The sequence below is a fragment of the Shewanella oncorhynchi genome (genome assembly GCF_030848765.1).
Taxonomy (GTDB): Bacteria; Pseudomonadota; Gammaproteobacteria; order Enterobacterales; family Shewanellaceae; genus Shewanella; species Shewanella oncorhynchi.
This window is the reverse complement of sequence record NZ_CP132914.1, coordinates 4,862,131-4,885,649: the sequence shown is the minus strand read 5'-3', so window position 1 is coordinate 4,885,649 and position 23,519 is coordinate 4,862,131. Positions and strand designations below refer to the sequence as shown.

Annotated in this window: 19 protein-coding genes; 6 read left to right on the top strand and 13 right to left on the bottom strand. The window is 45.8% G+C overall.

From position 1 onward, the window contains the following. Position 1 precedes the first annotated feature (1 nt). The 3 genes from cyoB to RA178_RS21475 all read right to left on the bottom strand — a co-directional run bounded on the left by cyoB (position 2) and on the right by RA178_RS21475 (position 3,630). On the bottom strand, positions 2–1,981 hold the full coding sequence (gene cyoB, locus RA178_RS21485; protein ID WP_173248333.1) for a cytochrome o ubiquinol oxidase subunit I: 1,980 nt from the start codon (positions 1,979–1,981) through the stop codon (positions 2–4). 2 nt (positions 1,982–1,983) lie between these two features. Then, positions 1,984–3,051: a ubiquinol oxidase subunit II gene (gene cyoA, locus RA178_RS21480; RefSeq protein WP_306683827.1), complete on the bottom strand. Its 1,068-nt coding sequence runs from the start codon at positions 3,049–3,051 to the stop codon at positions 1,984–1,986. A 189-nt stretch (positions 3,052–3,240) separates the two neighbouring features. After that, the gene (locus RA178_RS21475) at positions 3,241–3,630 is read right to left on the bottom strand and encodes a hypothetical protein (protein ID WP_198572438.1); all 390 of its coding nucleotides are present in this window, start codon (positions 3,628–3,630) and stop codon (positions 3,241–3,243) included. Between the two features lie 615 nt (positions 3,631–4,245). Between RA178_RS21475 and RA178_RS21470 the strand changes: the two genes are divergently transcribed. Together RA178_RS21470 and RA178_RS21465 are read left to right on the top strand one after the other, a co-directional pair. Further along, a complete protein-coding gene (locus RA178_RS21470; RefSeq protein WP_306683826.1) occupies positions 4,246–7,893 on the top strand; it encodes an EAL domain-containing protein in 3,648 nt (1,215 codons plus the stop codon). A gap of 97 nt (positions 7,894–7,990) precedes the next feature. Further along, positions 7,991–8,467: a cytoplasmic protein gene (locus tag RA178_RS21465; protein WP_113940220.1), complete on the top strand. Its 477-nt coding sequence runs from the start codon at positions 7,991–7,993 to the stop codon at positions 8,465–8,467. Between the two features lie 92 nt (positions 8,468–8,559). Here RA178_RS21465 and RA178_RS21460 read toward each other — a convergent pair whose 3' ends face one another. The 4 genes from RA178_RS21460 to RA178_RS21445 form a co-directional block, all read right to left on the bottom strand. After that, a complete protein-coding gene (locus tag RA178_RS21460) occupies positions 8,560–10,062 on the bottom strand; it encodes a DUF3300 domain-containing protein (RefSeq protein WP_306683824.1) in 1,503 nt (500 codons plus the stop codon). A gap of 148 nt (positions 10,063–10,210) precedes the next feature. After that, positions 10,211–11,575: an ATP-binding protein gene (locus RA178_RS21455; RefSeq protein WP_105250673.1), complete on the bottom strand. Its 1,365-nt coding sequence runs from the start codon at positions 11,573–11,575 to the stop codon at positions 10,211–10,213. Continuing rightward, positions 11,568–12,263 (bottom strand): response regulator transcription factor, encoded by a 696-nt coding sequence (locus RA178_RS21450; RefSeq protein WP_306683821.1) that lies wholly within the window; start codon positions 12,261–12,263, stop codon positions 11,568–11,570. Before RA178_RS21450 ends, RA178_RS21455 begins: the two co-directional genes overlap by 8 nt. Positions 12,264–12,265: 2 nt before the next feature. Beyond that, positions 12,266–12,568 (bottom strand): PepSY domain-containing protein, encoded by a 303-nt coding sequence (locus tag RA178_RS21445; RefSeq protein ID WP_105250671.1) that lies wholly within the window; start codon positions 12,566–12,568, stop codon positions 12,266–12,268. A gap of 367 nt (positions 12,569–12,935) precedes the next feature. Here RA178_RS21445 and RA178_RS21440 point away from each other — a divergent pair, with 367 nt between their 5' ends. Together RA178_RS21440 and RA178_RS21435 are read left to right on the top strand one after the other, a co-directional pair. After that, positions 12,936–13,880, top strand: a complete 945-nt coding sequence (locus RA178_RS21440; protein ID WP_306683819.1) for a choice-of-anchor H family protein — start codon at positions 12,936–12,938, stop codon at positions 13,878–13,880. An 80-nt stretch (positions 13,881–13,960) separates the two neighbouring features. Next, entirely contained in the window at positions 13,961–14,434 is a 474-nt protein-coding gene (locus tag RA178_RS21435; protein ID WP_113940228.1) for a peroxiredoxin, read from the top strand. Between the two features lie 71 nt (positions 14,435–14,505). On the opposite strand, the gene RA178_RS21430 is transcribed toward RA178_RS21435, so the two are convergent. The 3 genes from RA178_RS21430 to RA178_RS21420 all read right to left on the bottom strand — a co-directional run bounded on the left by RA178_RS21430 (position 14,506) and on the right by RA178_RS21420 (position 16,955). Then, the gene (locus RA178_RS21430; RefSeq protein WP_113940229.1) at positions 14,506–14,895 is read right to left on the bottom strand and encodes a YgiW/YdeI family stress tolerance OB fold protein; all 390 of its coding nucleotides are present in this window, start codon (positions 14,893–14,895) and stop codon (positions 14,506–14,508) included. A gap of 154 nt (positions 14,896–15,049) precedes the next feature. Continuing rightward, entirely contained in the window at positions 15,050–16,315 is a 1,266-nt protein-coding gene (locus tag RA178_RS21425) for a sensor histidine kinase (RefSeq protein WP_198572429.1), read from the bottom strand. Then, positions 16,287–16,955, bottom strand: coding sequence for a response regulator transcription factor (locus tag RA178_RS21420; RefSeq protein WP_131525518.1), 669 nt, complete (start codon positions 16,953–16,955; stop codon positions 16,287–16,289). Before RA178_RS21420 ends, RA178_RS21425 begins: the two co-directional genes overlap by 29 nt. 86 nt (positions 16,956–17,041) lie before the next feature. Here RA178_RS21420 and RA178_RS21415 point away from each other — a divergent pair, with 86 nt between their 5' ends. Then, on the top strand, positions 17,042–18,334 hold the full coding sequence (locus RA178_RS21415) for a DUF5666 domain-containing protein (protein WP_306683815.1): 1,293 nt from the start codon (positions 17,042–17,044) through the stop codon (positions 18,332–18,334). 37 nt (positions 18,335–18,371) lie between these two features. Here the strand turns inward: RA178_RS21415 and RA178_RS21410 are convergent, their stop codons facing one another. The 3 genes from RA178_RS21410 to ompR form a co-directional block, all read right to left on the bottom strand. Next, positions 18,372–20,342 carry a methyl-accepting chemotaxis protein gene (locus RA178_RS21410; RefSeq protein WP_306683814.1) on the bottom strand — a complete coding sequence of 657 codons (1,971 nt, stop codon included), beginning with the start codon at positions 20,340–20,342 and terminating at the stop codon, positions 18,372–18,374. A gap of 128 nt (positions 20,343–20,470) precedes the next feature. After that, positions 20,471–21,787, bottom strand: a complete 1,317-nt coding sequence (envZ, locus tag RA178_RS21405) for a two-component system sensor histidine kinase EnvZ (protein ID WP_113940234.1) — start codon at positions 21,785–21,787, stop codon at positions 20,471–20,473. Positions 21,788–21,829: 42 nt separating this feature from the next. Then, a complete protein-coding gene (gene ompR, locus RA178_RS21400; RefSeq protein ID WP_006079507.1) occupies positions 21,830–22,555 on the bottom strand; it encodes an osmolarity response regulator transcription factor OmpR in 726 nt (241 codons plus the stop codon). A gap of 394 nt (positions 22,556–22,949) precedes the next feature. Here ompR and greB point away from each other — a divergent pair, with 394 nt between their 5' ends. Continuing rightward, complete coding sequence (gene greB, locus RA178_RS21395) at positions 22,950–23,453, top strand: transcription elongation factor GreB (protein ID WP_105250662.1); 504 nt, start codon at positions 22,950–22,952, stop codon at positions 23,451–23,453. Positions 23,454–23,519: the final 66 nt, after the last annotated feature.

Here is a 23,519-nt window from a genome sequence, read left to right as displayed (position 1 = left end):
ATCAGCCCCTTACTACATTGTTTAAGTGGGCATTTTCAATGCGAGCCACTTCATCGGGTTGCACGTAATAGTCGACGTCATTGTTATAGGCACGGAATAAGAACACGATAAACGCGCCCACTAAGCCCACAATGGCTAACCAGAGAATGTGCCAAATAGCGGCAAAACCCGCGGCAGTGATCCCCAGCGCCATTAAGATACCGCTTGAGGTATTTTTCGGCATATGGATTGGCTGATAGTGTTTGAGGCCTTGATAAGCCAAGCCTTTTTCTTTCGCATCGGTAAAGGCATCGATATCAGCAACCTGTGGCAGCTTAGCGAAGTTATAGAACTGGGGTGGAGAAGCGGTTGACCACTCTAAAGTATGGCCATTCCATGGATCGCCCGTAGTATCGCGGTTTTGGTCGCGGTCACGGATACTCACGTACAGTTGGATAAACTGCAGAATGATACCGACCATGATGATGCAAGCACCCACTGCGGCTAAGTAGATCCACAGGTTCCATGCTGGGTTATCCGTATGACTAATTCGGCGCGTCATACCCATAAAGCCTAATACGTACAGCGGCATAAAGGCCACGTAGAAACCGATTTGCCAGCACCAGAATGACGCTTTACCTAAACGTTCATTCAAGTGGAAACCTGTCGCTTTCGGGAACCAGTAAGCAAAGCCAGCTAAGTAACCAAATACCGCACCACCAATAATAGTGTTATGGAAATGCGCGATTAAAAACAAACTGTTATGTAGAACGTAATCGGCTCCCGGTAAGGCTAATAGCACACCTGTCATACCGCCTATGGTGAAAGTCACCATAAAGCCTAGCGTCCACAACACAGGTACAGTTAACCTTAGGCGGCCACGGTAGATAGTGAACAACCAGTTAAACAGTTTCACCCCGGTTGGAACCGCAATCACCATAGTCATCACCCCGAAGAAGGCGTTGACGTTGGCACTTGAGCCCATAGTGAAGAAGTGGTGTAACCAAACGATGAAACCTAAAATTGAAATCGCACCGCTCGCCCACACCATAGAGGTGTAACCGAACAAACGCTTAGCCGTAAAGGTTGAGATCACCTCGGAGAAAATACCAAAAGCAGGCAAAATCAGGATGTAAACTTCAGGATGCCCCCACGCCCAAAATAGGTTGATATACATCATGGCGTTACCGCCACCGTCATTGGTGAAGAAGTGGAAATCCATGTAACGGTCGAGCGTTAACATGGCTAACACGGCGGTTAAGATAGGGAATGACGCGACGATCAAAATGTTCGCCCAAGTACAAGTCCAAGTGAAGATTGGCATTTGCATCAGCTTCATGCCGGGGGCGCGCATCTTCAGTACGGTGGCGATAAAGTTCACCCCGGTTAAGGTTGTCCCTATGCCTGAAATTTGCAGTGCCCAGATATAGTAATCGACTCCAACCCCCGGACTGTAAGCCAGCTCTGAGAGGGGGGGATACGCCACCCAACCTGTCTTAGCAAATTCACCTAAACCCAATGAAATATTGATCAGCACAGCGCCAGAGGCGGTCAGCCAGAAACTGAGGTTGTTCAAGAAGGGGAAGGCAACGTCGCGTGCGCCAATCTGCAGCGGCACTACTAAGTTCATTAGACCTATCATAAATGGCATCGCCATAAAGATAATCATGATCACGCCGTGGGCTGTGAAGATCTGGTCGTAATGTTCTGGCGGCAGATAACCTGCGGCGCCGTTGGTGGCGAGTGCTTGCTGGGTACGCATCATAATGGCATCGGAGAAGCCACGAATGAGCATCACTAAAGCCAACACTATGTACATGATACCGAGGCGTTTATGGTCAACTGAAGTTAACCAATTATTCCAGAGTACACTCCATTTTTTGTGTTTAGTGATCAAGGCTGCGATATACAAACCTACCACAGCGACGACCGCTAGGGTCACCATGATGATGGGCTCGTGATACGGAATCGCATCTAAGCTTAATTTACCGAGAAATGACATGATTACTCCGCCTCCACTTTGTGAGTGGATGAGTGCTCTAATGATGAAGGTTCTGTGGATGAATCCTGTGTTGATGACGGTACAGAAGGTGCTGAGCTATCCATGTCGGCCATGTTCTGTGTATTTTCCATCGCGTGTTCGCCTGCCATATGTGCCATGTCGTGCATACCTTTCATGTCTGCCATGTCAGATGTGTGCTCAGTGCCCATGTGTTTCATGCCCTCATGTGAGTCCATGTGCATGTACTGCATCACGATTTGGTCAAACATCCCTTTGCTCACTGAGCCAAAGTATTCAACCGGATTGTATTCACTCGGTTTAGCCAGTGTGGCATAGGCCGCTGAGTCCAATGTCTTGCCCTGTTGTTTTAACTTGGCAACCCATGCCTCGAAGTCGGCAGGTGTCTGAGTGGCAATCGCTTTAAACTTCATGCCCGCAAATCCGGCGCCGCTGTAGTTAGCCGAAATACCGTCGAAGGTGCCGGGCTCGTTAGCGATCAAATGCAACTTAGTGGTCATGCCCGCCATAGAATAAATCTGGCTGCCTAACTGAGGGATGAAAAAGGAGTTCATCGCAGTGTCAGAGGTGATCTTAAAGTTCACCGGCACATTGGCTGGGAACGCCAACTCATTGACCGATGCCACGCCTTGTTCTGGATAAATGAATAACCATTTCCAGTCCAGCGACACTACTTCAACCGTGACGGGTTTCGCTTCGTGTTCTAAAGGTTTATATGGATCAAGATCATGTGTCGAACCCCAAGTGATTACACCGAGCACTATCACGATCACAATCGGCACTATCCACACTACGGTTTCAATCGCCGTTGAGTGTGCCCATTTAGGCGCATAGATTTCCTGATCACGGCCATCGCGGTATTTCCACGCGAAGTACAATGTCATGGCAATCACAGGGATAACGACAATGAGCATGAGTAGGGTGGCGACGATAATCAGGTGTTTTTCATCGATACCGATTTGGCCCTTAGGGTCCAACACACCGCCATCACAACCCGCGAGCATGAGTGCTACTGCCGCGATTGCTGCTTTACTTAATTTTCGAATTAACAAAGGAAGATTCCTCTAACCCTAAGGTTTACAACTCTGCCAAGCGTTAACCGGCAGTCGCACTAAGCGGCGTTATCTGAGCGCAAATCCTGAGACCCAAGAGGTATGACACAATAATGTGCCGCCATTCCGAGGCAAATCGAAGATCAGCTTTCAGCGCTTAATGCTTAATTTGAATTTAAAAACAGAGGGTTAAAATGGCGGAGCGCGACAACCGTGGGCGGTATGTTCGAGGGATTTTAGCCTTGGGGGGGCTAAAAAAAGTGAAGCGTTAGTTAAATCGAGATGATTGAAAAATTTGAAGCAGCAGTCGATTAAATGCCATAACTGCAGAATAACGAGGGGATTGAGTAATAACAGGCTGAGCAAACTAGCGCCGATAAACTCGGCTAAAAAGCCATTGCTGAGGCTGATTAATTCACTAATATCGACACAACCGCCGATCAACACGGATAAAACGTCAGCAATAGGCAGCACAAACAATAACCCGAAAAACAGGGTTAGATTTGTCATGCTAAAGGTTGAAAGCCGAATAGTTAGGTTCAATCTTTCAACAATGAATTGGCTAAGAGCTAATTTCAATTAATGAGTCCGGCTGAACGGGAAAAGGAGTCAGTTGGCAGAACAAAAAATATTCAGCATGTAACTTTTTTATGCGGCAGGAGGATACCAAGAAGCGGCTATTGAATGAAAGCGGATCCCCGTAGTAAAAGGGCTTTAGTATTAAAAAAACCTTAATTAAAACCAAATTAGATCTTTAGTTTTACAAGATTAACAGTATTTAAACTGATTTTGTTCTCATAAAATAAAAAATTGTGAAGCCTCTCATTTATTCATTTTGACTAAAGTTGATTTGCTTGTGGTGTCATTGAGTTGATTATAGCCCCTATAAACATGTTAGCTTTACCCGCAAAAAGACTAAGCTTAACTTCTATGGCGGGGCTAATGTTGCCGATAGTTGTCTTGATGGGTTAGCTTGTTTGTCGCAAGATTGGGTTCGCCAAGTTTGGCTGTGTGATTAAGTACATTTGAGATCGGCATCCCAAATAAAAACATCACGTTAAATGAGTGATTGTGTCAGTCATTTACGCTATTTACATTAGATAAACCGATTATTAAACTGTGAACTTATCTCGCCCCTGATATGTGCTTGAGATTGAGCCTGTGAGTAGGGCATGATGCTTCTCAATTCTCGAAGTGCATCAGCATGAAGGACTACACATAAAGTCATTTATCCCATACCTTAAGGTAAACATTTTCATCGCCTTAGCTTACGTTATTGTAGGTAAAATTGGTTTGATGATTGCTTTGCCGCCTGGATATTCTGCTGCAATTTGGCCTGCCGCAGGTATTGCCATTGCCGCTTGTGTTTTATGGAAAGAATATGCGCCTTGGATTGGCGTGTTCATTGGTTCTTTGTTGATTAATCTCAACATCAGCGGACATATCCATTGGGGGTGGTTGCCCTTTGCGATTTCAATTGGCTCATCTATACAGGCAGTGCTTTCTGCCTATGTTCTTGGACGAGTCGATCATTTATTCACCCTAGATAATCCTAACGCCGTCATTAAATCCTGCTTGAGTTTAGCTTTAACTTGTACTGTAGCGACTGTTTTTGGCAATTTCTCCTTAGTGATTAACGGTACGATTCCACAGTCCGATTTACTGGGTAGTTTAATAAATTGGTGGACTGGAGATTTGCTCGGTGCCGTGATTTTTATCCCTCTGACTATGTTGTTATTTGATAAGCGAGTTATTTGGCGTTCTCGCCGCATTCAGACGGGTGTGCCTTTACTGGTGGGTTTTTTATTTTGCGTGGGGATTTATTACTACTCAGATATGAATCAGCGCCAACAGTTGCAGGATAAGTTTCTGGTTCAATCTAATGCGATTATTAGCAATATTGAAAGTTTTCAAGATGCTAACCTCCAACAAATTGTTGCCTTAGCAAGCTTGTTCGATAATAGCGAGCAGGTTTCTGAGGATGAGTTTGTACAGTTTGGCAAACGCAATATGTTGATGAAGGATGGCTTTAGAGCTTGGTCTTGGTCACCGCTTGTGGCGGCAGCCGATCAGCAAAGTTTTGAGGCATCCATTCGTTCTGTGGTTGGTGGTTCCTACAAAGTGACTCGTCCCGAAGGCTGGCAGGCGAATACTGATGGTTGGCTAGTCCCTGTGATGTATATTCAGCCGCAGATAGGTAACGAAGCGGCCTTGGGATTAGATCTCAATAGTGAGCCGACGCGAGCCGCAGCCATCGCAAAAGTGCGTGCGACGTTAGCACCCGTGATGACAGCCAAGATTCAATTAGCACAAGATCCCAATGGCCCTGGTGGCACTTTACTCATTGCTCCTGCTTTTGACCGATTGGGTAAGATCTCAGGGTTTTGTTCAGCTGTAATTGATTTGCAAGGCATTATTGATGATGTTGATAGTGTAAAAGGGTTGCAGTGGCAACTGACAGATATGAGTGCGGGCGGTACCTTACTTTATAGCAATACTCAAAAATCGTTTCCCGAATTTAGCAGTAAGCTCTTCAGCGATAAAACTGGGCAGTATTTTCAGGCAAACTTGATGTTAGCGGATCGTCATTGGCATATAGTGATTTATCAATCCTATGCGGTACTGATGGGCGATACTTTTAGCTTATCGCTACTGATGCTTCTGCTCGCATTTATCACTTGTGCGGTCGTGGGCGGTATGACACTGGTTTCCTCCGGCGAGCGCCAACGTATTGCCGAAAAAGTGACAGAAAAAACCATGGCATTGTCGAAGGAAATTGCTCGCCGTCAGGCTTTTCAAGCTACCTTGGTCGAAAGTGAGCAAAAATATCGAAACCTATTTGATAAGGCCCCAGTGGGGCATGTGCTTAAACGTTTAGTTGATGGTCAATTTGTGGCGATTAACCCCGCCTTTCAAGCGATTACGGGTTATTCACTCGATGAGCTTAATCAACTTGATCCTTGGGATCTTACCCCAAAGCGTTATCAATTAAGTGAAACTGAGCAATTAGAGCGCTTAAAGCAGACGCGCCGTTACGGCCCCTATCAGAAGCATTATTTACATAAAAATGGCCAATTAGTGGCGGTGCGCCTCAACGGGGCTTTAGTTACTGGTGCTAATGGTGAACAGCTAATTTTGTTTATTGTCGAAGATATTACCGAGCAGGAGCGTACCGTTGCGCGGGTAAATCTCTTGGCGCAAGTATTTCAGCAGAGTGGTGAAGGCATCACGATTATGGATGCCAACGATATCATTGTGGATGTGAATAGTGCATTTTCTCAGATCACGGGTTATTCCCGAGAGGACATTATTGGTAAAAACTGCCGTTTTATAGAGGCTGAACGAACGGATAAAAGTATCGATTCTCAAGTCCGTGCTGCCCTCGAGCAAACGGGTTTCTGGCAAGGTGAAGTCTGGGATAGGCATAAACAAGGCTACGATTTCCCGAAATGGTTGATGATGTCTGTGGTGCGGGATGATTCTGGTGCCGTGAGTCACTATATTGGCAGCTTTACCGATATCAGTGAGCGTAAAGTCAGTGAGGAACGCATTCATTTCCTTGCCCATCATGACTCTTTGACCTTATTGCCTAATCGACTGAGCTTGCAGTCGCGCCTCGAAGTGGTGTTTAAGGATGCTCTGGTATCCCACAGCCAAATAGCGGTAATGTTTATCGACATGGACCACTTTAAAAATATCAACGATACCTTGGGTCATCATGTGGGCGATCAACTGCTGCTAGAGGTTGCCCGACGTTTGAAATACATCGTTGGTGATAATGATACTGTGGCGCGTTTGGGGGGCGATGAGTTTGTGGTTGCCTTGTCCGATACGAACCATGATGAAGTGGCCAGTTTAGCCGAGGCGCTGCGCAGTGGTTTGAGTCAAACCTATGTGATTAATAATCAAGCATTACATTCATCGCCAAGTATAGGGATCAGTTTATTTCCCAATGATGGTGACAGTGTTGAAGCTTTGATGAAAAATGCTGATATGGCCATGTACCGCGCAAAAGCGGCTGGACGCAATAACTATCAATTCTTTACTGCGGCAATGAACACCTTGATCACTGAGCGCCAGCATATTGAAACGGGCCTGAGGCAAGTGTTAGCAAACGACGAATTACGACTGCATTATCAGCCACAAATTGATATTAGAAGCGGGCAAGTGGTCAGTGTCGAAGCGCTTGTGCGCTGGCAGCATCCCGAATTTGGCATGATAGCGCCTGACCGTTTTATTCCTATTGCCGAAGAGATCGACATGATCATCCCAATTGGCCAATGGGTATTAGAAACGGCGATGGCGCAGCTTGCTGTCTGGCGCGCAGCGGGTGCCACTGAGTTGCGAATGGCAGTGAATCTGTCAGCGCATCAACTCCGTAAGGATACGATAGTCGCCGATATTACCAATGTGCTGGTGAAGCATAAGTTGGGCAAAGGTGCACTGGAGCTGGAGATTACCGAGAGTGTGGCGATGCAATATCCTGAGCAGAATGCGCGCCTATTAGCGGAATTGCGCCAACATGGTATCGAGCTCGCTATCGATGATTTTGGTACAGGATATTCCTCTTTATCCTATTTGAAACTCTTGCCCTTAGACAGGTTAAAGCTCGACCGATCCTTTGTGAAGGATATTGAGACCGACTCGAACGATGCAGCCATTAGCGCTGCAACTATTTCTATGTCCCATGAATTGGGGTTAACTGTGGTCGCTGAAGGGGTTGAAAACGAGGCGCAATTGGTATTATTGTCGAGTATGGGGTGCGACTTAGTGCAAGGGTTTTACTTTAGTAAACCCTTAGCGGCAGAAGAGTGTTTCCGCTTTATCCAGCGTAATTTATAACGGCAGAGTGTTGTTGTTTTTCTAATGCTGGCGCAGAGTTGGACTATACTTGAGTTCGCATTATGCATGCGTTAATCAAAATACTAAGGATGGTTTTATGCAAGTCATCTTCACTAAAGGTACTCAGCGTTATGGCCAGTTGCGCTGTGTGCGCATGGACGGTAGTGCGACCCAAACCCAAATGCCAGAACAAGGTATAGCACCTCACGATATGATCCACTATGTGGTTGAAAAACGCCTGCATATTCAAGGCGCTTTCTTCTCGCAGATCAGAGCTGGCGCCGATATCAGCTTTACCTTAGAGCATAATGAAACCTCCCGCGCCATCGCTGATAAAACGGAGGTGTGGCAAACCGAATCCATAGTTGAGACCCTGCAGTCGCTACTGTGGTCGGGTGAAACGCCAACCTATGACGGCTTTATTTATCTGTTAGAGCAAGCCTGTAGCAGTCGAGACTTAGCCGTTCCTACTGTTAACCAAACAGATTTTGATCATATTCTCAATGAGATTATGGATTTGAGTGTTGAGTGGCAGGGAATGGGAGAAGGTCAGTCCTTGACCTTGAAGTTTTAAGCGGTTTAAAAATAAGTGATTTAAAAGTAACTGATTAAAAAACAAAGAGCGCAGATAACTGCGCTCTTTGTGTTACTGCGGCCATAGCAGGATTATTCCCTATGACGGCGTTCTTGGCTTTGAGTTGATCGACCTTGGTTATGTTCTACCGAGCGAGCGGTTTGCGCATTTTGGCGTGGCTCACTTTGTCTCACTCTCACTTCTTCGCGTTGTCTAGGCGCCGCTTGTCTTGATTGTTCAATCCGTTGTGGCTCTGTACGTCTTGTTTCAGGTCGTGGCGTTTCAACTCTTGGGGTCATAGTTCTTGGTTTTTCTTGCCTTTGTGACTGTGCCCTTTGTTGATCGACATTACGCGGCTGTGACTCCCGAGTTTGATATTGCCTTTGCTGCGGCTCCCTCGATGGTATTGGCTTTGACTGCACGGGTCTTGATTGCATGTCATTACGCTCCTTGTGGGTTGGTGTTTGTACCATAGGGGCGGAGCGACGTTCCTTTAACTCGGCTTGTGTTTTCTGATAACTCGGCGCGCGGTTATCACGTTCACGGCTGACGTTATGATAGTCTTTATTATCACGACTTTTATTGCCCTGATTACTCATATTACCCAGATTACTATGGGTATCTTGGCGTTCTTTAGACTTCGAATATTGGCTATTGAAGTGCTGTTTACTGCCGCTTGAGTGTGAATCTCTGCCGCGATATTTATCATCATGGTAATAGCGTTGTTTCACCACTGGATTGTGATAACTCACACCGCGTCTATGTTCGGGTTTATGTTTCCAAGGTTGTGCGCCATGGCTAACACTGTATCTTTCCCGTGGGCGATATCGGTGTGAATGGCGATAGTCGATCACCACCACTTTATGGTTGTGCCAGTGGAACGAACTGAAGAAGTAGTTAAAGGAAATATGGATGCCCGGTGACCAGTAGAAATGGTTATGACTCGGACGATAGGGATAGCCAGCATAGCCGCCAAATTCCCAATATACAGGAGGATAAGCCACACCCCAACGCCATGTGCCGTAAACCACGCGTGGATCGTAATAGGGGACGTAGACGATTTCTCGCTTAGCGGGTTCTATGATGATCTGATTGTTGGCGCGGGTAATTGCCATGTTATCCATGTCTGCTAAGCTATTCGCTTTATCAGCCTGTTGTCTTAGGGACTGAATGCTGTTCATCACTTGGCCTTCATCTTCTAAGAAGGCTTCACCGAGTCTTTGAGTCCATTCGAGATCTTCACTCATTTTTTGCAGCAGAGTCGGGAAGGCCAGCAAGGCTTTGACGCTCGGGTCCCAGTCCTGATCTTCGGCTTGCGACATAATTTGGTCGATCGATGATTTGGGGCGCTGGGTTAACCAACGCTGTGCCTGCACTATTTCGAGTGGATAAGTTGAAGCGATAAGTATGTGGGTCAGTAAGCTATCGGGATACAGGGCAATAGGCGCCAGCATTTGTTCGAGTTCGGCTTGGCTTGCCGCTGTGCTCGATCCTTGGCTCACAGATACGCCCGCAGCTTGGGCTGTGGTAGTGAAAGGCAAGGCCACTAATGCCGCCGTTAACACTAGCCAATTCCATCGATGTAGTCTGTTCATGGTTTGCTCCAATAATCCTGTTCGAGGATGTTATGGGCATATTAGGCGTGTGAATATGAACATAAGCTGAAAGTGTTTTGCGGTTAAATATTTATCTATATCCAAGTTTTAAGAGAAGTAATAAATCTATCAAATTGAAAATAAAGACTTAAACTGAGTGTGCAAAGCTGATGCTAAATTTGGCACCACCTAAGGTTTCTGAACGAGAGACAGAAATTCTGCCGTTATAGCTGTCGACTAAATCGCGCACGATAGCAAGCCCAATACCATTACCTTGAAGGTAGGAGTCCGCGCGAATACCACGTTCAAAGATTTGATTTTGCAGGGCTTCACTGATCCCTGGGCCATCATCTTCGATACAGATTAGCAGTTGATAGGCATCGCCTGTGACCGTTAATGTCACCGTAGACTTCGCGGCTTTACAGGCGTTGTCGAGTAAATTACCTAGAATTTCAGTCAGATCTGCTTCATCCCCCTTGAATACTGCGTGTTCTACCATCTCGCCGCTGAGATTGATTTGTGGCTCTCGATAAATTTTAGCTAAGGTGCGTAATAACTTAGCGGCGACTTCATCGACACGAATACCTAAATGCCACGAGGCCGCCGCTGCAGTTTGGGCGCGTTTTAGCTGGTGGCCAATGATCCGGCTGATCACTGATACTTGCTCACTGGAGGATTCGCTTAAGTCGGCCTGACTCTTGATCACCGCCAGTGGTGTTTTGAGGCTATGGGCTAGGTCGGCCAAGGCATTACGATAGCGTTTTCGTTGGGTTTGTTCGGTATTGAGCAAAATATTAAGCTGCCGAGCAACCGCTTGTAATTCAGTGGGGTACTGGCTACTTAGCTGCATCGATTTACCTTGCTCGACGGAATGTAACTCTTGGGTAAAGCGTGCTAAAGGCCGTAACGTCCACAGTAACCAACTTAATTGAAACACTAACATGACTAACATTAAGATCAGCAGCCAAGTCCAAAGCTGTTGATTAAACTGATCAATTTGCTGCTGAAATTCTCGCTCGTCTTTAATAATGTGGATTGTCACAGGCACGTTTTGATTTTGGCTGGCAAAACTGACACTAAAGCTATAAATCAAATGGAGTTGATCGGCGAGCTCGATTTGCTCAAATGCGCTTTGACCCGTGGCTGGGATGGTAAAATGTGGCGGTGGCGTAATCCCCATAAAAGATTGCGAATGCCACACTATATCTTGTTTGCCGCTGGCGTCTTCAGTGGTTGCAATGGCATACAGCCCTGATTGAATGAGGTTAAAACGATTCTCTAACACTAACTCTGGGATGGAGATTTGTTTGTTTTCGACTTCAGTCACCGCGAGAATCGAATAGACATAGGCACTGAGTTCATTCTTGGTTGCGCTTTTAACTTGTTCAGTAAAGGCATCGTTTAAGGCAACGCCGATCAAGGGTAATAACACTAAGATAAATAATAGCGCGCTGGCAACTAAGCGTGCTTTTAGGGAGTTCAACACTTGCCACGCCATGGCGCGTTTACTCATCGGCTGCTTGCCCGGACGTTAACGCTTTTAGGCGATAACCTTGGCCGCGCAGAGTTTCAATTAAGTTGTATTGATTATCTGGGTCGAGTTTTTTGCGTAACCGGCGGATAAAGACTTCGATGACGTTAGAATCTAAATCAAAATCCTGATCGTAAATATGCTCTGTGAGTACAGTTTTTGATTTGACTTCGCCTTGATGCAACATAAAAAATTCGAATAGCTTGTATTCAGAACCACTGAGATTAACCAGTTCTTCGCCTTTACGTACTTCTAGACTGCTGGTGTTAAGGCTAAAGGGGCCGTTGTAGATCAGGGGGCTGGCCTTGCCGGCGGAGCGACGGATGAGGGCTTTTAGTCGTGCGCTGAGTTCTTGGGGATGGAAAGGTTTCGTCAGATAGTCGTCGGCACCGGCATCGAGTCCTTCAACCTTATCTTGCCAACTGTCCCTTGCGGTTAAAATCAGGATAGGAAAGTCGCGTTTTTGTTCACGCACGCTACGGATCAAGGCGATACCATCGAGTTTAGGTAAACCGACATCGATAATTGCTGCATCATAGTTGTATTCGAGCGCTTGAAATAAGCCTTCTTCACCATCACTCGCCACATCGATACTGTAATGGGCATCGAGGAGATGTTGCTTTAAGTTAGTCTGTAGTTCTATATCATCTTCAACTAGTAACAATCGCATCGTTAGTTCCTCGAGACTCGGCCCGTTGCGGCATCTACTGAAACAGAAAATACTTGGCCATCATTATTGAGGATTTTAATACGATATCCCGATCCGCTGGATTGTACGCTCAATACTTTGCCTTGAAATTGTCGTTGCGCCATTGCCACCGCTTGATCAGGGCTATTGACCGCTAGACGGCGCTGCTCATTCTTCGCACCTTGGTTACGAGGCTGATTGCGATCATCATGTCTATCATTGCCTGCTATGCAACCAAAGGAGGCTGATAAGCAAGTGATTAGGGCCAAGGTCAAACCAAGTTTCATATCGGGTACCCGCAATGTTCAGCGATCTTAAGTTAATGAGTGAGATGGATAACTTATCGAGTCGACTAAGAATACCTCATCACCTTAACAAACACATAGAGATCAGCCAATTGGTTGGCACAATTCCTTCAAAATTAACTCTGACAGTTATTTTGTTATTCGTGACAGAACTGAAGTTCTGTTGGCGAGTCTATCTCTATGCTCGCGCTTGTATCGTTTAAGTTTTGTGAGTGTTACCCATTCCAGATGAACTCGGGCTGAACGTATCTTCTGGCTGAGAACAGTGGGCGTTGATGTTCAGCTTATGTTCACCTTCATTGCACTTTAATAGCTCCAATTTGAACGGGTTATCCATAGGATATTCAAGATGAACACACTCAATAAGCAAGATATGGCAGCCACTGTTAATGTTAAGCTGTTTATGGCAACGGCTATTGCAGCTCTGTTTTTAGCGTCTCCTGCCGCTAGCGCTCAGCCCCGCGAACTGGAGTCATCGCAAAGCTTAACGCCATTTACAGCAGCCAGTGTTGGTATTGCCAAAAAAGCAGAAAATAGCGAGCAAGCTGCTGAGCAGGAACAACAAGCTTTAGCTTTGTTACAGCAAGCCGCGCCCGCAAAAAATGTCACTGAAGTCGCCGCTGCAGCCGTTAAATCCTTGGCGCCAGCCTTATCATCCAAAGCGCCGACGGCAAACCGAGTGCAACTTATGGGCGCCTCGCCGATGACGCGTGAGCAAGTAATAGTGAAACATGCGAGCCAAGGGATTCCTAGTTCGAGCGCGACCAGTGAAGATCCCTACCGCGCACCTGTGTATCACAGCTTTTCGATTTTTGATGCCAGCAGTCGTTTGTTTGAAGACTTTGACTACGATGGGTTTTATCAAACGTTTAGCGTGACCTTCGACGTTGATGTCAATGGTGCATATCTTAATGAAAGAGCTGATTTATTTGCCGAGCTTTATCTCAGTCGTGATGGTGGCCCTTGGGTGCATTACTACACCACAGACGTATTTACCATTTACGGCGATTCGACACAGGACGATTACGAAGTGTTGACCACGCTCTATACGGGTTATGCGACGGATCACTATGATGTGTTGATTGATGTGTATGAAGTGGGTTACAGCGATATTGTTGCGACCATTAGCGCCGATGAAACCGATAGTTTGTATGCGCTGCCATTGGAGAGTAGCGATCGAGACAGAGAGCCCGACATTATCGTTGTTGAGGAAAGTGGCGGCGCCTTCTCAGTATTAGGTTTGTTATGTCTTAGTTTGTGTGCGGGGCTGCGGTTGAATCGAACTCGAGTCTAATCGCCCTTATTTCTCTCGGTGTTTATCTGCGGTAAATAGGGCTAGTATGGATGAGTTATTTTAACTAAATGGAGAAAGACATGATTGCTCAAGGTCAAACATTACCCGCGGCCACATTAGGTCAACTGACTAAAGATGGCATGGTGAATCACCAAGTTACCGAATTGTTCGCGGGTAAAAAAGTCGTATTGTTTGCAGTGCCAGGTGCTTTTACTCCAACGTGTTCTGAAGCGCATTTACCTGGCTATGTGGTATTAGCCGATCAATTTAAAGCGAAAGGCGTGGATTTGATTGCCTGTGTTGCTGTGAACGATGCCTTTGTGATGAAAGCGTGGGGCGAAGCACAAAATGCCTCTGAATTAATGATGTTAGCCGATGGCGATGCCAGCTTTACTAAAGCCTTAGGTTTGGAGATGGATACTGCCGGTTTTGGTGGAGTGCGTTCACAACGTTATGCCATGATCATCGATAACGGTGTAGTGACTCTACTGAATGTAGAAGAGCCAAAGGCTTTTGAAGCCAGTAAAGCTGAAGTTGTTTTGGCTGCTATCTAAGCGTATTTAAGACATGAAGTTTGGATGTGACCAAAGCCAGCCATTCATTGGCTGGCTTTAACTAAATCCATTTATTGTACGATTTGAATGTTGTCTGCATCTATGGTCACTTCAGACCAATCTTTATCCACTTCACCACGAATAATGACCTGAGTCTCAGGTGTTACTGTGTTGCCGCGCCATAAATCATCATCAATTTCGACCTTAATATCACCCGTAGCGTCACGGAAAATATAATCATCGTGTCCAATGGAAGAAATGATATGGCCCGTTAACTCAATTTGGGCGTCATCACTGGCATTGAGCGCGCTCACCACATCATGAATCACTTGTCTTGCGCTCGGCCCTTGGAAGCCACCCTGTATTTGAGGTTCACCCGTTGTAGGTTGAAAGCCTGCTTGGCTGGCCATAGTCGTGAATGAAAGTGCCATTGCGAAAACGGTAAGAGTCATTTTATTCATCTGTTTGTCCTTTCTATGGTTTTATGTAACTCAGCCTCAATGGCTATTACAGTGTTGCGAGCATAGTGCCAAGACAAGCGTGAAGCGGTTGTGAAGATTGGGTTTGCAACTCAGAATTTGCTAAAACGAGGTCATTTATCCAAGCTAACTTCAGTTAATGGGCATTATCTATAAACTGAACATAAGCCTGATAGCTAGCACCATCGTTTTGGGTTGAAAATGCCCAGCCCATTCGCTCGCAAATACGTTCAATAATAATTAATCCGCAGCCATAGCCTGATGTATCAGTACTTTGAGTGCTTAGTGGATTCAGTATCCATAATTGGTTGCTTTGCATCGTAATTTCAATGTTTCCGACACTGTAATTGAAAGCATTTTTAATTAAATTACCTATCACTATGTCAATAAAGCTCAGTGGCGCCTTGATGCTCAAGCAATCTTTAAGCGTTAAGCTGTAGGTGATTTCTTGCTTGGCAAAGTGTTGTGCCATCTCAGCTAAAATGTGTTCAAGGCGTGGTGCTAAATCAATTTGGCTGTAGTGCTGGGATTCAATGTCTTCTTTTCCGAGAAGTAAAAAGGCCTCGGTGAGCGTTTTCATTTGATGCCCTGCGTAATCAATACGTGTAATGGCTTTTTTGACCATTAATTGTTGAGCCTCGGTTGTCGCATTGGGGATTTTTTTGAGCAATTCGACCGAACCTTGGATCACCATAATGGGCGTGCGTAGTTCATGGGAGGCAAAACGGCTAAATTCTTGTTCCCGAGTGAAGTAGGCGGCAATTTTAGCTTTGTTGCTTAATAGGGTTTGCTCAATCTGGCGGGTTTCACGGTATGAAGTACTCGGTGTTGATGTCGGTCTTTTGGGTGATAGTTGATTGATTTTATTTTCAATCTCAGCAAGTGGACTGGATAGCAGACGTACAAAATACAATCCATACGCCATGATAAACAGGAGCAAACCGATCCCCATAATAGAGATCAAAATGTGCATTCTATCTTCATAGCTATCAAGGAAATCGTCCGCGTCATCCTTATAAACCACATACAACAGCCCTTGCCCAGAAGGATGAGCGGATATCAAAAAGTGTTTATCTTCATCACCCAGTTGATGTTCGTAAAATCCGGTATTTTGATAAGGTTGCAGCCAAGCTGGTACAAACTCTTTGCTCCAATATGTTTTCAATTCATTGATATCGGGGAGCTGTGCTTTATCACCAAACCTTTGATAATTCTTTAGATATTCGCGAGTCTCTGTGGCCAGCGTTTGCTCGAGGCTAATCTTCTCAATTTGTTCTTCGGCGATATAAATGAGGCTCCAAAAAATGGCAAACATCAAGCTAGTTAATACTAAAAAAGTGAGGCGGATTTTTTTATATAAACTCGGAAAATGCTCAGGGGATAAGTCGGTAACCTTGGCCATGGATAGTCTCTAATTTTGAGTCTGAAAAACCTTTATCGAGTGCACTGCGTAAGCTGTATATGTGGCTGCGAAGTGAATCACTCGAAGGTGCATCATCTCCCCATACTGTATCTACCAATTGCTCTTTACTCACGATAGCGGGCGCATGTTTTAGTAACAGTGAAAGAATGGTGCGCTGAATTTTACTGAGCTTAATTTCTTTACCAGCACGGGTAACTTGATGGGTTTGCAAATTTAAACTGATATCACTGAAGCGCAAAATACCCACATCTAAACGTGGGCCACGATTATGCAGTGAATGCAGTCGTAAGCATAATTCTTCCATCGCGAAAGGTTTATTTAAAAAATCATCCCCACCTGATGTAAAAGAATCAATTTTATCCTGCAAACTATCTTTGGCGGTTAAAAATATAATCGGTGTATTACAATAAATTTCTTCACGCAGTTTTTTGACCGTATTAATACCGTCTAATTTGGGCATCATAATATCCATTATGATGACATCGTAATGGTTTTGTTGAATTAAATTGATTGCACTTTCCCCGTGATATGCACAGTCGGCAATAATCCCCTCTAGGGTTAAATAATCCATGATTGTTTCAATAACATCATGATTATCATCAACAATTAATACTTTCATAGGTTAATTCATTTCTTCACATTTGCTTGACGATCTTCATACTAAGATGCCCAGCACTGATTTAACAAGACAAAATAGGGAAGAAAATGAATAAACTCTTAGTCTGTATTACGGCCATTTTGCTGGCAGGTTGCGGTGGTAATGATTCATCAACAGATACCTCTAAACCCGATCCTATCGTTCCACAACCTACGTTACCCGCAAAAATTAACGGTACAGTAACAAATATCGCTTCTGACAATAATTCGATTACTGTAAACGGATATAGCGTAAATATCGCTAATGCTAAGATTCACTATGGACAACAGCCGTTAGAGGTTAATGCCATTCAAATGGGGATGAGGGTCAAAATAGATAATGAAGGCCAACAGGCTAAAAATGTCATATTAGATCCAAGCCTTGTGGGTGAAATCAGTTCCGTTAATCAAAATACTATTGCCGTTAATGGGATTAATTTAGTCGTTAAACCAGCGGACGCGACCCAGTATAAAGTAGGCGATTGGGTGGCGGTAAATGGTTATCCAACGGTAATGGGAGAATGGCAGGTTAATTCTATAAACCTTATCCCCAATTTTGCGTTTGCTGAAATCGAGGGACGTGTCTCTGGATTAAATAAGACTGCGCAACAATTCAATATCGGTTCGGCAGTGATTAATTATGCCAACGCACGTTTAGAAGGCAGCTTACAGGAAGGCGCATGGGTTGAAGTGGAAGGCCAGCAAAGTGGTGCTTCATTTTTGGCCTCTGAAGTCGAGGTGGAAGATACGGCGTCTTTTAACGATATGGAGCTAGAAGGGACTATTACTTGGGTCAACCAAGATAAAACGCAGTTTGAGCTTAATGCCCGTACTCGACTCTATGTCACTACAAATACTCAATTTGAAGATGGCAAGCAAGCTAACTTGGTTGAAGGCAAGCTAGTCGATGTAGATATTCAATCTATGCCGCAGGGTTTATGGGCCAGAGAAGTTGAATTTGAAACATCACATGATAATGGTGGAATACCTCCAACCTTAGGTAAAAAGTTCGAGCTAGAAGGTCTGGCGACACTGACCACCAATAATCAGCTACAAATTAATGGATTTACATTTGATATTGATGCCAGAACTCAATTCGATGACGGTTTAACCTTAGCGACACTTGACCAAAAATGGATTCAAATAGAAGGTGTTGAACTCGCAGACAACCAGTGGTTAGTGAAAGAAGTTGACCTTGAAGTGCGAAGCAATGAGCTTGATTTGTCGGGTTTAGTGATGCAAAAGACCTTGTGGGGCTATCAAGCGACTGATGCTTCATTAACGCCATTTGAAGGCAAATGGGTTGATGTCGAATGTCAGTTCGATGGTTCTAATATCCATAATTGTCGAATCGACGATTAAACACAAATAGAGAAATTAAGTGAATAAACGTGCGGTTTTAGGCCGCACGGTTTATTTGGCTTTGCCCAATCCCCAAGCTGGTTTCAATATCTTCTACACTCTGCTGTACTTCTTGGGCGATGACCTCACTCTGCTGTGAACTGGTTTGCGCTTGTTCTTTTAAACTATCCATAGTGCGAACAAATTCATCGAGATAATCGACTTGCTCTTTGGCATTTAGCGAGCCTTGTTTGGCGGTATTAGCCATTTCACTTGCTTGGTTTTGCACTGTTTGCGCCACTTGCCACAGGCTCTGAGCACGCAGTTTTTGGCTGCTTGTCGCCTGTGCTATGCCATCGACACTCTCACTGAGAGCATGATTTGATTGGGTCAGTTGTTGCAGAATTTTCACGATCTCATTCAAAGACACTTGGGTGCGTTGGCTTAAATTACGCACTTCATCGGCCACCACGGCAAAGCCGCGACCTTGCTCGCCAGCCCGCGCAGCTTCGATGGCAGCATTAAGGGCGAGTAAGTTAGTTTGCTCGGCAATATTGCCAATCACATCAATGATTTTCGATACATCCGTCACTGAGTTATTTAGGCTTTCAAGGGACGAATGGCACAGACCGACCGCGGTTTGTGTTTGCTCGGTCGCGCTCAATACCGCCTCTGCTTGTGCTTGACTCGACTGCATTTGGCGCATGGTTTCGGCTGCGCTGTCTTCCACGAGTGCTGAAGTGTGGCTCACCTCATTGGCGAGGCTGCGGATATGTTCGGTCTGTGTTTGCGTATCGGCCACAATCGTTTGGGTGTGCTCTGTGTGTTGTGATAGCTGAGTAATGCGTGCCACCAGTTGGCTTAATGATTGAGAAACCTTAGTGATTTGCTGGCGCTGTGCCTCGTCTTCCTGTTCAAACCTGTGTAGTAACTGGTTGAAATGACCTGCTATTTGGCCCGTCTCGCAGCGACGATTAATGTCTAAACGCTCGCGGCTGTTCGATTCGCTTAATTTCATAAAAGCTTGGTTGAGACGTTTTAGCGGTTTGACGACACGATTTTGCTGCAGGATCAAATAACCAATGGCAAACAAGGCCATGATGGAAACCATAGTGTAGAGGATTAGCTGTAACTCATATTTCAGCTGCTGGTTCTTTGCAGCCTGAGCCTCACCTAAACCAATAAGCTGTTGTTCCACATTGCTAATCGCTTGAATGAGTTGATCTTGCATCTCTTGGTTTGTTTGCAGTAATTGGTGGGTATTGGCGACTTCTTTGTTGTATCGATTGGCGAGACTGAGCAGTTCACTGCGGTCACTCTCGCCGATTTCAATTTGTTCCGGTTCGCTTGCGCCGAGTGCAAATTCATCGGCTTCTTGCTGCTCATATACACCGATTAACGGCAGAGCGCTGAGGGTGTCGTGCCACGTATTTAGCTCTTTGCTGGTGCTGTCTAAAATGCCCTTGAGCTGCTGATTTTTACCGATCAGATAACCATCGGTCAGTTGGGAAAGTTGGTAGACGATAGAAGGTAAATTGCGGCTCAATTGCAGATATTGTTCGGCGACCGCCGCATTTGTGGCTAAGCCTTTATCGGCATAGCTGCCCAGACGACGGTTGTAGTCGAGCATTTCAGATTCCGCGTGGGCGAGCAGTTGCCTAGGATTGCCAGCGAGTTTACCCGCGGCGCGGTACTTGGTATCTAAATCTTGAATGAAGTTGCTTAGGCTGGCTTGCAAGTCATTGTCGGTAGCGCCCATGGCTGCGAGGTTAAGCTGCGTGAGCTGGTTTTTAATGGCGCTGAGTTTGGTTTTCGCTTGTTCAAGTTGGCTAGCGTTGCCACTGGCTAAATAGCCATCGAGATCGCGGCGTACACCGACGAGAAAATCCTGCTGAATAGCTTGTAATGTCAGTGTTTGCTGCTCAATTTGTTGCCGCTGATCACTGCTCCACAGCACTACGGCTGCTAGCAATCCCGCGAGCAATAACAACAGGGCAGAAGCAGAAAGCGACAGCGTTGAAATTTTCATTTTGCAATCTTCATAATGGTCAGAGCCAGTAACTGTGCTGAGTTTATGAATTTAAGGTGACATTAATATGACAAGTGCTCACTTGGATGTCAGCGTTGTCATTTGATTTGCAAATATGTGATCTCGCGTTATTCCAGCGGCAGCCACACTTGGGCTTTTAAACCGCCTTCGGCGCGGTTGGAGAGGGTAATTTGCCCTTGGTGTCTGTCGATAATCCGTTTGATAATGGCGAGGCCTAGGCCCGAACCAACACTACCACGGGCGATATCACCTTGGGTAAAAGGTTGAAATAGTTTGGTAATTTGCGACTCATCGATCCCTGGTCCATTATCTTCAACACTAAAACCGATACGCTTGCCATCGAACTGCGAGCTAATGCGGATCCAGCCAGAACCATAGCGAAAGGCATTTTCGACTAAATTACTCAGTACCCGTTTAATGGCAATCGCTTGAAATTGTGCTTCTGGGCAGTCAGTTAACACCACTTCAATTTCGCCGGAGCGATTGGCCTCTGCTTGAGCGACATCTTGAATAAGTTTATTGATTTGGCCTAGCTCACGGCTGGTTTCCTGATCTTGGCGAATATACGCAATAAACTGGCTGATGATGGCGTCCATATCTTCGATATCATTGACTATGCCATCTTTAAGATATTGATCTTCCTCAACCATCATCTCAGAGGCGAGGCGAATACGGGTGAGCGGTGTGCGCAAGTCGTGGGAGATCCCCGCCATCAATAGCGCTCTATCCTGCTCCAGTTGCTTCATGCTGTGTGCCATCTGGTTGAAAGCATTGGTAACTTCGACGATTTCACTCGAACCTTTTAGCGGCAAGGGATCGGGAAATTCACCGCGGGAGACTGAAATCGCGGCTTTTTGTAATCGCCTAAGTGGGCGGTTTTGCTGGCGAGCAAACCACCATCCCCCAGCGACACTAAGTGCGCCAATCACCATTAAATAAAGGGTGAGTGGCGAAAGATCTGAAACATTTTGGCCGATAAGTGGCACTTTTATCCAAATCGAGGGCGCCTGTGGTGGACGGATCCAAATCTGTAATACGCTGCCATGGGTGACGCGGACTTCAGCATCGCCGCCAAGATATTCCGACATCTGCGATGACCAGAAACCATAGTAAGTGGCTTGCTCAATACCCGCTTCATGGGCTTGCTGTTGATTGTAGATTTTCATGCCATCGTCGTGGACTTTGGCATTAAGGGCATCGACTATGGTTAAGTGTTCGCGGCCAATATCTATACCGTCGACAAACAGTAATTTGACTTGGCGAGCGATTAACTGATTGATTTGTTGGTAACTTGGCTTAAGTACATAGACGGCGACCGTGACGTAAGACACCAGCTGATTGATCAGTAATAGGCAACCAATCAGCATCACGGTTTGACTAAATGCGCTGCGAGGAACAAACCGCCACCAAAACTTAGGTTTCATCGTGGGCTCAATAACCGCAGGAGATTAAGATGGCAGCGCGGCTCATCGACGCGCGGCACCATCGGGTACAAACACATAACCTAAACCCCAAACCGTTTGAATGTAGCGAGGATTCGCGGGATCTTTTTCGATTAAGCGGCGCAGACGTGACACTTGCACGTCGATCGAGCGTTCTAGCGCCGAATAATCGCGGCCACGGGCGAGGTTCATCAACTTATCCCGAGACAAGGGCTCGCGTGGATGGGTGACGAGCACTTTAAGTACGGCAAACTCACCGCTAGTGAGTGCAATCGATTCGTCGCCGTGGTACATCTCACGGGTCGCTAAATCCAGCGAGAACTCACCGAAGCTAATCTGTGCTTCCTGCTGGGCTGGCGCACCGGGCACATCTTGGGTTTGGCGACGCATCACGGCTTTGATCCGCGCAAGTAATTCCCGTGGATTGAAAGGTTTTGGTAGATAATCGTCAGCGCCCAACTCTAAACCAATAATGCGGTCGACTTCATCGCCCTTGGCCGTCAGCATCACGATAGGAATAGGGTTACCTTGCTGGCGCAGCCTGCGACAGATAGACAGGCCATCTTCACCGGGCAACATCAAGTCGAGCACGAGTAAATGGAAGTTTTCACGTTCTAATAGGCGGTCCATCTGCTCGGCATTGGCCGCGCTGCGCACCTGATAACCTTGCTCCATCAGGTAACGCTCGAGTAACGCTCGCAGGCGCATATCATCATCGACGACGAGGATTTTCGAGGTTTCTTGTCCCATGGGATGTCCTTTAATTGCTCAGATTGGTGCTTATTCTACTGATGAGAAACAGTTAAGATTAACCAACTGGCTGAAATTGAAAACGAATCTGCCTAATATAGCCGTATTCAACCAAGGCGACTAGCTCACCTTAGTAACCTGAATGCGATAAATGCTGATATTGATTGCCCAATGTTAATACTAAGCAAATGAAATTGCATGGGAATACTCGCGTTTATTCACGCTATAGCTGAAATTGTAACTAAATTGGCATCAGTAAAAGAGGTGATTTAAAAGCCATTATGCACAGAGATGATTTAGTGAGTTAACTTTAGCGTCCAGTCTGAGTATCATCAGTCTAATATATTATCCCGCATCAATTGTGGTCGTTTAATCCAACGATTGAGTAATGAGTATGAAAGCGCATTTGATCACCCGTCAGGGGTGGCAAACTTTAGATAAAGAATTGAAGTATTTGTGGAAAGAATATCGGCCGCAAATCACCCTTAAAGTCCAAGAAGCGGCGGCACAGGGCGACCGTAGTGAGAACGCGGACTACACCTACAACAAGCGTTTGTTGAGACAAATTGATGGCCGAGTCAGATACTTAGTTAAGCGGTTAGAAGAATTAAAAATCGTCGATTACTCGCCGCAGCAGGAAGGCAAAATATTCTTTGGCGCTTGGTTTGAGCTTGAAAATGAAGCCGGTGATCGCGTGCGTTATCGGATCGTCGGTAAAGATGAGCTCGATACAAAATTAGGCTATATCACCATCGACTCGCCCATGGCGCGTGCCTTAATCGGCAAGCAAGTGGATGATGAGGTGCTAGTGCAAACGCCCTCGGGTCCAAAAGAGTGGTATATCAATCAGATCCGTTATACCCCTTTTGAAACTACTCTCGCCAGCGAGGCGAATTAACCACAGAGTTGCCGCTGTTAAAATAGCGGCGGTAGTCACGGGATTGCGGGAAAGATCAAACTCTCT

Excerpts from the sequence above, each read along its gene's own strand:
- RA178_RS21415 (WP_306683815.1), top strand. The coding sequence starts at position 17,042 with ATGAATAAACTCTTAGTCTGTATTACGGCCATTTTGCTGGCAGGTTGC.
- cyoB (WP_173248333.1), bottom strand. The coding sequence starts at position 1,981 with ATGTCATTTCTCGGTAAATTAAGCTTAGATGCGATTCCGTATCACGAG.
- RA178_RS21430 (WP_113940229.1), bottom strand. The coding sequence starts at position 14,895 with ATGAATAAAATGACTCTTACCGTTTTCGCAATGGCACTTTCATTCACG.
- greB (WP_105250662.1), top strand. The coding sequence starts at position 22,950 with ATGAAAGCGCATTTGATCACCCGTCAGGGGTGGCAAACTTTAGATAAA.
- RA178_RS21450 (WP_306683821.1), bottom strand. The coding sequence starts at position 12,263 with ATGCGATTGTTACTAGTTGAAGATGATATAGAACTACAGACTAACTTA.
- envZ (WP_113940234.1), bottom strand. The coding sequence starts at position 21,787 with ATGAAACCTAAGTTTTGGTGGCGGTTTGTTCCTCGCAGCGCATTTAGT.
- RA178_RS21440 (WP_306683819.1), top strand. The coding sequence starts at position 12,936 with ATGAACACACTCAATAAGCAAGATATGGCAGCCACTGTTAATGTTAAG.
- RA178_RS21455 (WP_105250673.1), bottom strand. The coding sequence starts at position 11,575 with ATGAGTAAACGCGCCATGGCGTGGCAAGTGTTGAACTCCCTAAAAGCA.
- RA178_RS21435 (WP_113940228.1), top strand. The coding sequence starts at position 13,961 with ATGATTGCTCAAGGTCAAACATTACCCGCGGCCACATTAGGTCAACTG.
- RA178_RS21460 (WP_306683824.1), bottom strand. The coding sequence starts at position 10,062 with ATGAACAGACTACATCGATGGAATTGGCTAGTGTTAACGGCGGCATTA.
- RA178_RS21410 (WP_306683814.1), bottom strand. The coding sequence starts at position 20,342 with ATGAAAATTTCAACGCTGTCGCTTTCTGCTTCTGCCCTGTTGTTATTG.
- RA178_RS21445 (WP_105250671.1), bottom strand. The coding sequence starts at position 12,568 with ATGAAACTTGGTTTGACCTTGGCCCTAATCACTTGCTTATCAGCCTCC.
- RA178_RS21420 (WP_131525518.1), bottom strand. The coding sequence starts at position 16,955 with ATGAAAGTATTAATTGTTGATGATAATCATGATGTTATTGAAACAATC.
- RA178_RS21465 (WP_113940220.1), top strand. The coding sequence starts at position 7,991 with ATGCAAGTCATCTTCACTAAAGGTACTCAGCGTTATGGCCAGTTGCGC.
- ompR (WP_006079507.1), bottom strand. The coding sequence starts at position 22,555 with ATGGGACAAGAAACCTCGAAAATCCTCGTCGTCGATGATGATATGCGC.
- RA178_RS21425 (WP_198572429.1), bottom strand. The coding sequence starts at position 16,315 with ATGGCCAAGGTTACCGACTTATCCCCTGAGCATTTTCCGAGTTTATAT.